Here is a 15,029-nt window from a genome sequence, read left to right as displayed (position 1 = left end):
CATATAGCCAGCCGCCTATTGCTATAAGCCTCCGATCGATAACTGAAAGCTCACTCAAAGTGAGGCAACCGTCTAGCGACTCTCAATGTACTTGAGCCACCAGTTCTTGAAACTCAGTCTCGAATTCAAAATTTTTCAGGCGATCTAGTAAATCCTGAAACGCCTCTTCGCCTGACAACATCCGAGCAAAGAGAGCAGATTGGCACAATAGTGAATTCAAAAACAATCGCCTATCAGTTTCAGACTGAAATCGGTGCACGCCGCGGAGAATTAATTCATAAGCCATTTTAGCGTAGATACTTGGTTTGACCTGACTATCAAAACTCTCCATACCTCACCTCCCTCTAACTGACTTTATTTCACCGCCTCCAGAGATTGGATGGCGGCGACCCGTTGGTGTGAGAAACCGGCTAGACACGAACACCCTCCATGCGGATCATCATAAATTAACCCACTGGTATCAACTCAGATATCATTCTCGACACAGATATTCGACGCCCTGCAAAGACTACACGCAGCCGCTAGTAGTCGCAACTGAAAAACGCAATAAAACCAAGCGATAGCCATAACAGCAGTTCTATATAGTATCTAGAGTTTAAAAAACCTATATGCAACATGCAAAATAGCACTGCAATCAAACTCAACTAGAACTGCCTTATACTCCGCAGCAGCTTGCCACCTTTAGAAAATAGTGAAAAATTATTATCTAGCAACACTCCCCGTCTAACTACGACATGAAGTGGCAGTGCCGTTTTAGCATCTTATCAGAGGTCGAATCGCTAGAAGAGCGTGATATACCCGAACATTAAAAAGATGGCCTGATCATCTAACTTTTGGCTCTTCGATTAAAATTTTGCTCAAGCGGTCAGTTCAAATCACCATGCTCACCGTAAAGGAAACGATGACTCAACGCAACTTCGGGCTTTGGCGTTTTGAAAAGATCAAGTTCGATGTACAGTGGAGTCTAGAGTAAAGCTCATCTTCTTTGTCCCTAAAGTCCATGGCAATACGACGCAAAGGGAAGTACGAATTGCCTTCTAAGACATTACGGTCCACGGTAGAAAAAACCAGCTTTGCAGGAGTGCCGATAAATAAAAAACGGTGGCGCTAGCACTAAACACTAGCCCGAAAAAATACCGAAACACTGAGTGTCTCCTAAAAAACTGTACAAAATAGGCCTTGCTCCGTCCACATCAAACCGAGCCGGCAAATTCCCCTAAGGAACTGCTGAGACAACGCGAGAGCGTAGGACTTAGGACTCTGAAAAAACAGCTAAAAAACAACTACAGTTTCGCCCCTGACGCTTAGCTTTATACAACGCCCGATCAGCTTCAGATAACAGAGCAACAGCAATTGATGAGGTGGATGTAATAGTTGTGCCTAATTGGGGCCACAAATCGGCGCTTATGCTGGCGACACCAACCGAGATAGTGACTCGGCCACAGTCACTGGTTTCATGCACACGCCCCATGTCGTAAACACTTTGGACGATTTCCTTAGCCACTTGACAAGCTCCCTCCCCCTCCGTTTCCGGCAACAGTACAGCAAATTCTTCGCCGCCATATCGAGCCACTAGATCGGAAGAGCGATGCAGGCAGCCCTTGAGCGTCTGCGCCACAGCAATCAGACACTCATCACCTTGAAGGTGGCCGTAATGGTCGTTGTAGCGCTTGAAAAAATCGATATCAAGCAACATCACTGAAAACGCACTTTGATTGCGTCGTGACCTGAGCCACTCGTACTCTATACGCTGATCAAGAAATCGGCGATTGGCTAATCCGGTCAGGCCATCGGTCTGGGCCAGAAGACTTAGCTTGTCCATGGCCATTTTCAGATTCAGGTGAGTTTTGACACGGGCAGTTACGATCGCGGGCTTGACGGGTTTTCCGATGAAGTCTACTGCCCCAAGCGCCAGCCCTACCTCTTCTACCTGAGTTTCTGTATGGCTGGTAATAAAGATAATGGGCACATCCTTCAACAGCGGGTCGGCCTTAAGAGTTTTACACACTTCAAATCCGCTCATACCAGGCATCTCGGCATCAAGCAGAATCAAGTCCGGTCGCATTTTTTGCAAAAAATCTAATGCCTGCTCCCCTCCCGTTGCAAAACAAATCTGTCCCAGGTCCTGTAGGATACGGCTCAACGCCCGGATGGCGGAGATATTATCATCAACGATCAATAAGCTAGGTAAGGCCTGCATCGTCAGCGGCTCCCCGATCACAAATCCGCACTTTCGAGCATCTGCAGCGCACGCTCGAACTGCAACTCTTCTATGGACTGCCAAAGCCGCTCAACCAAAACCTGCCCAGCAGCCGCATGTAGTAATGGCGCTGCCACTGCAAACTGGTCCAACGCAGCAAGATCGTGGCTTTGCAGCATGGCACGCAAGCTCGCCAGCGCCTGACGGGCCTGCTCTTGATCCATATCGATACTAGGTATCAGCATCGCCGTCTCATGCACGTTAGCTGCCTGCTTGAGCAGCAGAGAGAACGCTTCACTCAAGGCACTGAGCACCGAATCGGCTGCACGCCCATCGCGCAATAGTGATTCGGCCTGCCCGGCCAACTGCCCAACCGCAGTGGCCCCCAGTAAAGCCGCAGCACCACGTAATTTGTGCAAATCGGCAATCAATAGAGTAGGTTGCTGTGCAACCTGCAAAAGAACCACGCTATCCGAAAACCCGGCAAACTCGTTAAAAAATCGTCTAATCGAGGAGCGAAACAACTGCACGTCATTACCAAGCCGGTTGGCAGCCTCTCTGATATTGAATCCCTCAATCACTGGCCACTCCTCTGCCGTCTCCCCCTGAGGCAGCACTATGGCGCTGACTGCCACTGAGGTACCACGTACCCGTTCAACTGCTCGTCGAATGGAGCGAATCAGGGCACTCGGCTCCAACGGCTTGGTAAGGAAGTCATCCATTCCCGCGCATTCAGCCTGTAGCCGTTCCTCCGCCAGCGCACCAGCAGTAAGTGCCAACATCGGTAAATTCTTTAAGCCCAATTCGTTGCGTACCCTTCGAGTCGCCTCATAGCCGTCCATTTCTGGCATCTGCACATCCATCAGTACCACGTCGAAGAACTCGGGGGCCTGACGCAGTCGCTCTAGAGCCTGCAAACCATTAACACAGGTATGCACCTGAGCGCCTTGCTGCTCTAGCAGCAAGGTCGCGACTTCCAGATTGATCTCGCTATCATCGACCAGTAATATTTGAAGGCCGCTCAACCAATGAGTCATACCGATATCCAGTCGCGTGAACTGCAGTACTCGTTCAGTATTGCCGTGATATTTGGCAATACAGGCGTTTACCGCATTGAAAAGCGCCGAGCTGTCCAATGGACTCGGCAGCACGTGGTCTACATGATCACTGAGTGCTGCCTCGGTTGCAGACTGAGTTACGAGAATGATCGGCAGTTGCGTGCTCTCATGCAGACGCTGCAAGTCCAACTCCATAGGACTATGCCAATCCAAAAGCAGCACATCCGGCAACGGCACTTGGGCCTTATAGCGCTCCTGCAAAAGGCGAAATAACGCCTGCTCATCAGCCATACATGACACCCGCCAGCCCAGGGAGCGACAAACTCGCCGCAGGGCCTGCGCCATGACGCCATCGTCACATAGCATCAACACCTCCAGGCTCTCACCTGTAGTTACCGCCTCCAGCTCGCTTGAGCAAATCTTAAAAGGCAATGAAACCTGAAACTTGCTACCGCATCCCAGATCGCTATGCACTAGCATATTTCCCCTCATCTGCTCGACCAGCCCATGCACGACAGACAGACCAAGTCCAGTTCCGCCAAAACGGCGGGTGGTGGAAGCATCCGCCTGGGTAAACGGCGTGAACAATTGGCCCAAAGCATCAGCATCAATGCCGCAGCCGGTGTCCTGAACGCTGAAACTTAGCCAGCAATGATCGGTGGCATCGGACTCGTGGGTGACAATTACCTCAACCCGGCCCTGGGTCGTGAACTTCAAGGCATTACCCACTAGATTCATCAGAATCTGATTGATTCGAAGCGCATCACCAACAAGCAAACCGGGCAATTCTGCACCTCCTTCGACGGCAAAACTCAACCCTTTTTGCTCAGCCTGAGCCGTGAACAACTCGCCCAATTCGTCAAGCAATTGCCGCGGACTGAAGGGGTTGTGCTCAAGGCGCATCTCGCCAGCTTCGATCTTGGCTATATCCAGAATGTCGTTGATGATTCCAAGCAAAGATCGCCCAGCAATCTGCAGTTTAGTGAGCAACTGGCGTTGTTGCTCGTCCAAAGAGCTGTTCTGGAGGAGATGGGCAATACCGATCACAGCATTCATGGGAGTACGGATCTCATGACTCATATTCGCCAAAAAAAGACTCTTGGCCGCATTCGCCGCCTCCGCAGCTGCCTTGGCCGTCTGCAACTCTGCACTATGGCGCAGCCGATCGGTAACATCCTGAGCAATCCCAAGATGACCAGTCAACTCACCATCAGCGGTGCGAATCGGAGTAATGACCATCGACACCTGCACCTTCGAGCCATCCTTGCGCACATAGGTCCATTGCCGAGTTTCGGAGCCTAGCAAGGCGGCCTTGTAGCAGAAGACATCAATACCTTTAATGGGAATACCGTACTCTTGGGTCAACTCGGCCGAGCGCGCCTCAACTTCGTCGGACAAGTGAAAGTCCATCGGTGTCTTACACCTGACCATTTCGGCATGGCTATAGCCCAGCAACAATTCGGCACCGCGGTTAAACACGACAATCTGCCCCTGCGTATCCGTAGCGATGATTGAGACCTCCGAAGACGCATCTAGTACAGCCTGCATAAGCCCGGCGAGCCTGAACAGTTCGGCAGTGCGTTCGCTGACCTGCTTTTCCAGTTGTGCGTTGAACTCCATGAGGTAACGCTCGACCCGCTTGCGATCAGTTACGTCATGCATCGTCTTCGCCGCGCCTAGGATGGTGCCATCCGCCTCTCGGATCAGACTGCAGGTGATGGTCACATCGATCAACCGACCCTCCTTATGCTGGCGTTGAGTTTCCAGGGTCGAGCCACGGTCACCTCGAGCCGCCTGCTCTAATAATTGCTCGTCCTCATGCACTCGCTCTACGGGCACCAATAATGGCGCCAGAGGCTGTCCTAGTACTTCGTACTCGGTGTAACCGAACATCTGCTCGGCGGCGCGGTTCCAGGTAATAATCCTGCCATCTAGCGCCTCACCAATGATTGCATCGCTGGAGTTCTCGACGATAGTCGCAAGCCGAGCCTGCCCGGCCCTCACCTGCTGCTTGCGCTGGCGGGAGATCAGTAGGGCGCCTACCAAACTCGCTAAAAGAAAACTGGCAACTGCACCAATAGCAAAAACCCGCCCCGCAGGCACAGGATCAAGCGTATCGACAAAAGCCTGAAGAGCTCCTACCTCAATCCGCCAATGTCGCCCATAAATCTCTCGCTCGAAGCTATAGACTTGCAAGATCTTTGGATCCGGGGAGTTTTCCGGGGTCTGATAGATCAGTTGCCTTGTATCACCGACATCGTAAAGTCTCAAATGGAGTCGGTGATTTCCCGGTTCTACACCTGCCAGTACCTCATGCATTGACAAGGGCGTATAGGTCCAACCAATCAGTTTTTTCTCCCTGAGCTCAGCATCAAGCGGGGGGACCGGCGTGTCGTAGACCGGCGACAACAGTAAAAACGCCCGCTGACTTTCCTGAGCATCCTGCTGCAAGGTTATGGGCGCCGTCAGCGTGGAAGCCCCTGTACGCATGGCCTCGATGGCAGCCTCACGACGACGGACTTCCGAGGCGATATCCAACCCAAGAATCTGGGAGTTACCCGCCAGCGGGTCGATGAACTGAATGATAAAACGGTCACCTGGATGGGAGCCCAGTAGGGTGAGTTTGAATTCAGGTTGACCATCCGCCCTGACGTTTCGCATGAACTTTTCTTCATCGGCGGAAGGCACCCGACGAATGAAACCGAAACCGTATGCCCCAGGGTACTCTTTCTCTAAATCGCGCCCCAGTCCAAAACGCGCCATCTGGCGATTGCTGACATAATCTAGGTTCAACATCTGGATAGCGCCGCGCATGGCCCGAAGGCGGTACTCGTAAAGCTTCAGACGTGTCTGCAGGTTGTCATCAATCGCTTCTCCCGCGTCTTTGAGAGCCAATTCGACATGAGTCTCGATGGCCTTAGCCCGCTGAAAGCTGACACCATAGCTGGCTGTAAGCCCAGCAAACAGAATGAACAGCATCCAGCCCACCGACCACTTGAAAGATTTTACCTTCATCGACCTAACGCTCACCTCAGTATTGATAATACAAGGAGATCATGGTCATGCAGGGCGACATCATTTCGACCTGACTCCTTGGCCTGATACAGCTTCCGATCAACGACCTTAAACAAAGTAGCATCGGATTTGCTATCAGGCTGCAAGAGAGTGAGAGGCAACGAAGGCGTTGCCTGACACGTTTCGCCAGCTACCAAGAGGCGAAATCCGAAGTATTAGACTACATTCGCTTTTACAAGTACTGCCATCACCGCTTAACGTTTGACTACATCAGTCACATGGAGTTTGAGCGGTGAAATGCGAACAGTAGCACTTAACCATCAGTCCACCAGTTTTGGGACAGACCAGTAAGCTTGGTTACGAACCTTGACGAATTAAACCTACCGACGTTAGCAGCAATTTAAAAAGGGAGAGGTAGATATGTTTCGCTCACGCACCCATGAAGCCTTGGAGCGCAGCCAGTCCGAACTCGCCGAGGTTAGGTCCACTCTAGAGGCGCTCAGTCGTTCAATGGCAATGATTGAGTTCCTGCCTGATGGAACCATCCTCACCGCCAATACCAACTTCCTCCTCATCACCGGCTATGAATTAGAAGACATTCGTGGCAAGCACCACAGCATGTTCTGCGAGCAGGACTATGCTTCCAGCCAAGACTACGCTGAGTTTTGGAGCCATCTGGGCCGTGGCGAATTCTACTGTAACCGCTATCTGAGGTTGAACAAGCGGGGCGAAGAGATATGGTTGGAGGCCAGCTACAATCCCGTACGCAATAATGAAGGCCGTGTTTCCAGAGTCATTAAAATTTCCACGGATATCACCTCGCAGGTGATCCGCGAGCAAGAGAGAGAAGGGCTTGTAAACGCCATCCGTCGCTCAATGGCCGAGATTGAGTTCACCTTGCAGGGAGAGGTGATTTATGCGAACGAGATGTTCTGCAACGTCATGGAGTACCGCCTGGAAGACATTCGAGGCAAACATCATCGCATTTTTTGTGACCTGGCTGAAAGCAGGTCAGTAAACTACCAGCAGTTCTGGGCTCGGCTAAATCAAGGCGAATACGTTCGTGGCCAGTTCAAGCGCTTTACCAGCCATGGTGAAATTGTCTGGCTAGAGGCCAGTTATAATCCGATATTCGATGCAAAGGGTAGACTGTATAAGGTAGTAAAGTTCGCCACCGACATCACTGTTCAGGTACGCCACCACGAGGCTGAAGTGGAAACAGCTAGACGCACCTACGATACTTCATTGCAGACGGATTCGTGTACACAGGCAGGTGCTAAAGTGGCGGAACAGACTGTTGAGGTTATGCATGCTATCGCCGTTGAGTTAGGCGTTGCTGCCACTTCAATTAGGGCGGTCAGTGAGCAATCAGAGAAGATTGGCAGCATTGTTCAGACTATCCGCAGTATTGCCGATCAGACCAACCTCCTGGCGCTCAATGCCGCAATTGAGGCAGCGCGTGCCGGCGAGCAAGGTCGCGGCTTCGCTGTTGTAGCCGATGAGGTCCGCAACTTAGCCTCACGCACCAGTCAAGCAACACTGGAAATCAACGAAGTAGTAAATCACAACCACGAACTGACGCAGAGCGCGGTGGGCAGCATGCAGACAAGTCAGAAGCAGGTAGAGCATGGCGTAACTCTAGCGGTTCAGGCAGGCACTATGTTGTTGGAGGTCCGTGAAAGAACCCGCCAGGTGGTAGATATAATAAGCCAGTTCACTGAGTTCGAACATTAGTCTCTTCAGAGAAGAAACAGAATGGTAAAGAGACAGCCCTCGGCATGAGGGTTGTTGGCCAGCATAGGCTGGAGATGTCTACGGTGTCGGGGGCAGTCCAGCCGCCACTCGACGCTGGGTTATCTCAGTCCGGTGGAGTTTGAGCGGCGCTATGCGAGTAGTAACTCTTAACTACCTCTCCACCAGTTCTGGGACAGACCACTTCGAAGCTAGGTTGATTGCCGTCTCCTGCCCTAACCTGGGCCGGCGTCCTATCAAACCTTGAATCGCGTCACCAATCGGTTCAACTCAATCGCCAGATTGGCCATCTCCCCACAGGCACTTGCCGTTTGGCTGGCCCCTGCGGAGCTTTGAATCGCCAGCTCGCGAATGATGGTCAGATTCTGATCAGCCTCACGCGCTACCTGAGCCTGTTCTTCCGAGGCGGTGGCAATCAGCAGGTTGCGCTCATTGATCTGGGTAATTGCCTGGGCAATCTGTTTGAGGGACACATCCGCGTTCTGCGCCACGGCAATCGAACTGTTTGCCATCTCGGCGCTGACGTTCATCGCACTCACCGCCTCGGCCGAATCGGCCTGGATCGCGGTGATCATCTGTTCGATTTCCTGGGTCGACTGCTGCGTGCGGTGGGCCAGGGCTCGCACTTCATCTGCCACCACTGCGAAGCCGCGGCCTTGTTCGCCAGCACGGGCGGCTTCGATGGCTGCGTTGAGTGCCAGTAGGTTAGTCTGTTCGGCAATGGCGCGAATCACGTCCACGACTTTGCTAATGTTCTGGGCCCGGCTGGACAGGGCCTTGACCTGCTCGCCGGTGATGGCGACGTTGCCAGCCAGGCCTTCGATGGCTTTGAGGGTCTTCGCCACGTTGTCGATGCCGGAGTGGGTGAATTCCATGGATTTCCGGGAGGATTGGGCGGCGGCGTCTGCGTTGCGTGCCACCTCGTCTACCGCAGCGCTCATTTCGGTAACCGCTGTGGCCGCCTGATTGACCTCATCGTTCTACCGCACTAGCCCACGGCTGGCGTCTTCGGTCACGGCGGTCATTTCCTCTGAAGCCGAGGCCAGTTGGGTGGAGGAGTCGGCGATGTGAGCGATGGTTTCCCTCAGGTTGGTCTGCATCTTCGCCAGGGCCGCTAGCAGGCGACCCGCTTCATCGCGGCCACTGACCCCGATCTCCTGGGAAAGGTCACTGCCGGCAATGCGTTCGGCCACGGCCAGGGCCTCGCTAAGGGGCGAGGTAATGCTGCGGGTCAGCACCGCGGCGAGGACGACGGTGAGCACGACGGTAACCGCCAGTAGGCTAGTGACCAGAGTCACGCCACTGCTGTAGATCGAAGACGCTTGCTGCCCGGCCCTCTTGGCGCCCTCGTCGTTGAAGTCCGAGAGTTTGTCCATCTTCTCCTGCAGGGAGTTGGTCGTGGGGCTGACGCGGGTGTTGATCAGGGTGATGGCCGCGACGTTGTCACCGCTGCGAAGCAGCGGCTCCAGTTCGTCCAGCAGCTTAAAATAGTTCTGGGCGTCGCCGGCCACCGCCTGGTACAGCTCACGCTCCGCAGGCCCCGAAATCAGTGGCGGGTAACTGCTGATGATGTCCTTGAGTGTACTGCGATAACCGCTCAACGCGGCGATGCGGGTTTGTCGCTGCTGCTCATCGGTGGTCACAGTAATGCGTAGGCTTTCCAGGCGTAGGCGCAGGGTGCCGGCCTTCATTTTGCCGATCTCGCGTACGCTCGCCATCCAGTTACGACTATGCAATGCATTAGACTTCAGTTCGGAGGCGCGCGTATTTTATGAATTTTACACCAAGGTTCGCCATGATTATGAACAGGTCTAATCCATGGTTGTCGGCAGAAGTAAAGCACCAAAATCGAGCAGGCTGCTACCGCCTGCAATATGATGTAGGTAACACGGCAAGGTGTTTTTAAGTCCAAGCTAGCGCCCTTGGTGTTCAATGCTGCAATTTAGCATGCGTATGCGGTGGAAAATGGGCGAGGTTTCTTAGTGGTCGCCGGTGAGGTTCGCATAATTACCTTGCGCACTAAATAATCAGCGCAGGACGTAGAAAAATGGTTTCCTCTCTGCGGTGGCAGGTTTAGACGATACATAGTCGAGCTAAACAGGCTTGTTAGGCGGTTGAGATTAGGAGAACGTTGGGGGCATAGTTCGAACCATAGTTTCGATCAATGCACAGATGTTGATGATTGCCAGAGCTGCCGAGGAGCAGGGAGTCATCGCAAGGGATGAATCGTTACCTTATCAGTTACAGTCGGCCTTTCAGGCTAAATCCAGGGTCGATCAGGCTATTGGTTTGACTGGCGCAGCGGGGGGCTCGCTGAAGGAATGATGCAAGATGCTGCATCTGATGCATTCGACATAAAATTATATGATGGATTTGGCTCTGTTGCTGACAGGAAATCTTCCCTCTGGAGGCCTTATGAGACAGGCTGTTCCGAAAATCCGCCTACGGCAATGGATCTGGCGTTCCTTCTTGAGCAGTGCGCTTATACCGTTACTTCTGGTTGAAACGCTTTTAATTGCGAGCTACTTGGTGACCAATCAAGTCACTCGAGAGACGCAAGTCGATTATCTCAAGCGCAGCGCGATTGATAGCTTGAGTGCTAGCGTGGAGCAGAATGCTCTTATCATCGAGAGCAAACTCGGAAGTTTGGCCGACTTGGCCGGTCTGCTTGGTGCGATGGCTAGGCAGGCGCTTGCCGCTCCTGTCAGTGCGCGTGATGAGACCCTGAGCGTCACTCCCGAAGGCGCACGTTACAGCAGCACTGATCAGGGGGGGGCGGCATCTTTCTATTCGGCAGCGACGCCCTTGGATGGGCAAGACCTGGATAAGGTACAGCGGCTTGCCAGCATCGATACCTTGCTCAAGCAGATCAAACAGATTGATCCGATGATAGCGAGCCTCTATTTCAACTCTTGGGACAGTTACAATCGGATATATCCTTGGTTTCGCACCGATAAGCAGTACCCAGTGGATATGCGGATTCCAGAGTACAACTTTTTCTATTTGGCAGATGCGAGCCACAATCCGCAGAGAAAGACCCGCTGGACGGAAGTATATTTGGATCCCGCTGGGCACGGTTGGATGATGTCGGTGGTGTCGCCCGTCTACCGTGATGATTTTCTTGAGGGAGTTGTGGGGCTCGACATCACCGTTGATGGCATCCTGAGAGAGATTACGCGTCTCCGGGTTCCATGGTCTGGCTATCTGCTATTAGTCAGTGATGATATGAGCATCATGGCGATGCCGTCTCAGGCTGAAGATGATTTCGCTATTCGTGAGCTCAAAGCTTTTGATGTTAACGCGTCAGCACACGTGGAAGTCTTCAAACCTCGAGTGTTCAACCTGGGGCAGCGTGATGACACGATTGTAATGGCGAACAAGCTACAGATGGGGGACTCGGGGGTCAGTGAGGTAGTCTTGCAGGGGCGTCCACATTTGTTTGCCTGGAAGGAGATTAAGAGCACAGGCTGGAAGTTACTGGCCGTTGCCGATAAGCAAGATGTTATGGCTGAAACGGATAAATTGGCCATTTATTTTCGCAACATAGGCTACCTGATGATTGTGGGGCTGATGTTGTTCTATTCGGTGTTTTTCAGTGCGCTCTGGCATCGTTCCCGCAAACTGAGTGAACAGCTACGTCAGCCCATTTCGGGGATCGTGCAAATGCTTTGTGAGATTGGGCGGGGGTGTTGGCAACCTGTCCGTGTCGATTCAGGAATACTTGAACTCAATGAGATGGCAGGTAGTGTCCTGACTATGGGGAGCCAACTGGCAACAAGTGAGCAGCAGCGCCATGTCGCACAGGAGCGTTTGACATTGGTCATGGAAAACGCCACAACCGGCCTTTGGGAATACTGTCTTGATGACGATAGCCTGACGTTACGTGGAGGGCTGGCGGCCAGGCTTGAGCTTCCTGAGACGCCGATAAGTCGCGAGGCGTTCCTGACTCGACTTGATGCCAATGATGCGCAGTCCATGATGTTGGCTTTCGACTCGTTGCGTATGGGGCAGACCAGTCGGGTCGATCTTGAATTCAGGCTCAGTCGTCCGGATGGTAGTTTTCTGTGGCTGCTCGTACGTGGTCGGATGATTAGGGGGATCCTGGACGGAGGAGGGGTTGCGGTAGGTACCTTGGTGGACATCGACGCGCTCAAACTGACAGAAATGGACCTGCGTGAACGCACCTTGCAGAGCCAGGCGGCCAGCCAGGCCAAGTCCCGTTTCATTTCCAGTATGAGCCACGAACTGCGAACTCCCCTAAACGCCATTCAGGGCTTTACTCAGTTGATGCGTATGGGATCTCGTAATCAAACGGACGAGCAATACTTAGACGAGATTCTTGTAGCTAGCACGCACTTGGCCCAACTGGTCGATGATCTGCTCGATTGGTCAAGCCTGCAGGCCGAACCACAGAAACTTACGCTTAAGCCCGTGTCTGTTCCTGCCATATTGAAAGAGTGTGCCGACATGGTTCGTTCCCAGGCCCTGGCTTCAGGGCTGATTCTTGAGCTTTTGATCAGAGACGTGCCTACAGAGGTGTATGCGGATGCTCGTCGTTTACGGCAAATCATGCTGAATTTGTTGTCAAACGCAATTAAATACAATCGCCCTGGCTGTCGGCTTTGGATTGGGGCAGAGATTTCTGGGGAAAGGGTCCGTCTATTTGTCGAGGATGAAGGACTGGGAATCGAACCCGATCTACAATCGGCCTTGTTCGAGCCTTTCCAACGACTAGGCAAAGAAAATACTGCTATTCAAGGCACGGGTATTGGCCTTGCCCTTTGTCGCGAGCTGGCTGGTTTGATGGGGGGGGATATGGGGCTTTTCAGCGAGCCGGGCAAGGGCAGTCGATTCTGGGTTGAGCTTGCGCAAGCGCGCCCAAACGAGGCAGTGTGCATCAGGGAGGAACGACAGACTGTCATTTTCTATGCGGGAAACGATGAGTCTATTTTGCCTTTGATTTCTATAATTACAGCAGAGCGTGCCATGCTTAGGTATGGGGCGCTGGAGAGCTGTGTCAGTGATTCAGGAGTTGAAGGTGCGCCTGGCATTCTGATACTCGATTGTGATGATGAAGATATCAATCGTTCAACTCTACTTGGAAAGTTAAGGCGTAGTTTGAACGCGGAGTCGATGTCTGTCGTACTGCTAGGGTCTTCTCCCAAGGTATTGGCCTGGGTTGGGTTCGAGTTTCAGGCCGTGCTAAAAAAACCACTGGAAGTGGACGCGGTGCGTGAAGTCCTTGATGCGTTGCTGGAGAAGGAGAACTTTGATGTTCACTGATATTCCTCTCGATACCCGAATACTTATCATTGATGACGTAGCAGCGAATCTGCGTTTGCTCTCCTCAAGCCTCAAGGCATTTGGGTTGAGTGAGATTGTCAGCTTTTCTGAGTCCCGCCAGGGGCTAGAGTGGTCCCAGCGCGAGGACTGGGATCTCCTGCTGTTGGATCTGGACATGCCTGAGCCTGACGGGTTTGAGATTCTGCGACAGCTCAAGGACCGAGACCGCTCAAGGCAACCCATTATCATTCTGACAGCGCTGAGTGATGTTAATAGTCGGCGACTGGGTTTGGAGTTGGGGGCTAATGATCATCTGACCAAGCCTTTGGATTTACCTGAGTTGGTTTTGCGTGTGCGCAATTGTTTGCGTCTAGCACAGGCGAGCAAAAAGCTGCAAAAGCTGAATCTTGAACTTGAAATGAAGGTCGTCAGGCGTACGTTGCAATTACAGGAAAGTTATCAGGCCGCTATTAGGGCCTTATCTCGTGCAGCCAGTTATCGCGATAATGAAACTGGCAATCATATTCGCCGGATTGGAGACTCATCGGCATTACTGGCAAGAGCCATAGGTATGACTGTTCAATGGTGTGAAGTACTGCGTTTGGCGGCACCTATGCATGATCTGGGGAAAATAGGCATTCCGGATGAAATACTTCTGAAAGAAGGGCCGCTTACTAAGGAAGAGCGAGCAATTATGATGAAGCATGCGGCTATTGGCTATGAGATTCTGCACGAGGAGCAAGGAGGTGATCTGACCCGTATGGCGGCGGAAATTGCCTACTGCCATCATGAGAAATGGGACGGCAGTGGTTATCCCCGTGGGCTAGCGGGCCAGGATATTCCTCTATCTGCACGTATTGTCGCATTGTGCGATGTTTACGATGCACTGCGTATGCCACGTCCATATAAGGATAGTTGGTCAGTTGAAAGAGCGCAGTCCTATTTGTTTGAGCAGTCTGGAAGCCATTTTGATCCAACTCTGGTTGATGCTATTCGGACAGTATTCGGTGAAATAGAAAGCTTATTTATTGAGGATGTTGAGGTTTTCCAGCAAGGTACGGTGTAAGTAGTCAATCGGTTACTTAAGTACTTAGTGGGGCCACATGTTTCCTGATGTCGTGGGGTAATTTGATGTTGGCGCAGAATTAACCAAGGTTCAATATGCTCCCAGCTAAGCGGCGATAGGTATAGCAGCAATTTTTTGTCCTCCTAGGCTCGTCTCTCCCAGTGCCGGGGGAGTATGCTAGGTTCACCGTATTCTGCACGCGATGGCGGCGTCGCTAGATTTTTACCGCTGGTTCGGTAGCGTTGCTGCTCAAGGCTCCCATCCTAGATTTCGTCAAGGCGGTTGTGTAGTGGTCAACTAATCCCGGACACTGCGTTAAGTTTTCCCTCGGCCACGGCGGGCGCCAGCCCGCTGTTGAATTGATGTGGCCGTTGCCAGTTGTACCTCTGCATCAAAAAACGACCGATATCCTGCTGTGCCAGCGATGCACTCATGTAGCCCGCGGTCGGTATCCATTCCGTTTTCAGGCTGCGAAACAACCGTTCCATCGGTGCGTTGTCGTAGCAGTTTCCACGCCGACTCATGCTTTGCGTGAAGCGATAACGCCACAGCCGCTGGCGAAAGCTCCGGCTGCCGTATTGGCTTCCTTGGTCGCTGTGAAACAGCACATTCTGGGGGCGGCCAAGCTGTTCATACGTAAGCGAGTGGTGAATAC

The 15,029-nt window shown here is 52.5% G+C and carries 8 protein-coding genes and 2 pseudogenes; 4 read left to right on the top strand and 6 right to left on the bottom strand.

What is annotated here, in order from left to right:
* Positions 1–82: 82 nt before the first annotated feature.
* From U873_RS0112605 to U873_RS0112595, 3 genes are all read right to left on the bottom strand, one after another.
* Positions 83–331, bottom strand: coding sequence for a hypothetical protein (locus U873_RS0112605; protein WP_025128602.1), 249 nt, complete (start codon positions 329–331; stop codon positions 83–85).
* Between the two features lie 921 nt (positions 332–1,252).
* Complete coding sequence (locus U873_RS0112600; RefSeq protein WP_025128601.1) at positions 1,253–2,200, bottom strand: diguanylate cyclase domain-containing protein; 948 nt, start codon at positions 2,198–2,200, stop codon at positions 1,253–1,255.
* Between the two features lie 17 nt (positions 2,201–2,217).
* Positions 2,218–6,273: a CHASE domain-containing protein gene (locus U873_RS0112595; RefSeq protein ID WP_025128600.1), complete on the bottom strand. Its 4,056-nt coding sequence runs from the start codon at positions 6,271–6,273 to the stop codon at positions 2,218–2,220.
* A gap of 420 nt (positions 6,274–6,693) precedes the next feature.
* Between U873_RS0112595 and U873_RS37535 the strand changes: the two are divergent.
* Positions 6,694–7,461, top strand: a pseudogene (locus U873_RS37535) (PAS domain-containing protein); the annotation flags it as partial.
* Between the two features lie 117 nt (positions 7,462–7,578).
* Positions 7,579–8,007: a methyl-accepting chemotaxis protein gene (locus tag U873_RS37530; protein WP_371261305.1), complete on the top strand. Its 429-nt coding sequence runs from the start codon at positions 7,579–7,581 to the stop codon at positions 8,005–8,007.
* Between the two features lie 254 nt (positions 8,008–8,261).
* Here the strand turns inward: U873_RS37530 and U873_RS37525 are convergent.
* Positions 8,262–8,765: pseudogene (locus U873_RS37525) on the bottom strand (methyl-accepting chemotaxis protein); the annotation flags it as partial.
* Between the two features lie 240 nt (positions 8,766–9,005).
* A complete protein-coding gene (locus tag U873_RS37520) occupies positions 9,006–9,743 on the bottom strand; it encodes an MCP four helix bundle domain-containing protein (protein ID WP_371261302.1) in 738 nt (245 codons plus the stop codon).
* Positions 9,744–10,440: 697 nt separating this feature from the next.
* Between U873_RS37520 and U873_RS0112575 the strand changes: the two genes are divergently transcribed.
* Positions 10,441–13,308 carry a sensor histidine kinase gene (locus U873_RS0112575; RefSeq protein WP_025128598.1) on the top strand — a complete coding sequence of 956 codons (2,868 nt, stop codon included), beginning with the start codon at positions 10,441–10,443 and terminating at the stop codon, positions 13,306–13,308.
* Complete coding sequence (locus U873_RS0112570; RefSeq protein ID WP_025128597.1) at positions 13,298–14,374, top strand: HD domain-containing phosphohydrolase; 1,077 nt, start codon at positions 13,298–13,300, stop codon at positions 14,372–14,374. The genes U873_RS0112575 and U873_RS0112570 overlap by 11 nt, the downstream gene beginning before the upstream one ends.
* Positions 14,375–14,667: 293 nt before the next feature.
* Here U873_RS0112570 and U873_RS0112565 read toward each other — a convergent pair.
* Positions 14,668–15,029: integrase core domain-containing protein (locus U873_RS0112565; RefSeq protein ID WP_025128596.1), on the bottom strand; the 362-nt coding region annotated here is incomplete at its 5' end.

It is taken from the genome of Pseudomonas sp. PH1b (assembly GCF_000633395.1).
GTDB lineage: Bacteria > Pseudomonadota > Gammaproteobacteria > Pseudomonadales > Pseudomonadaceae > Aquipseudomonas.
The sequence above is the reverse complement of the archived record's forward strand: the minus strand, read 5'-3'. Positions and strand labels throughout refer to the sequence as shown.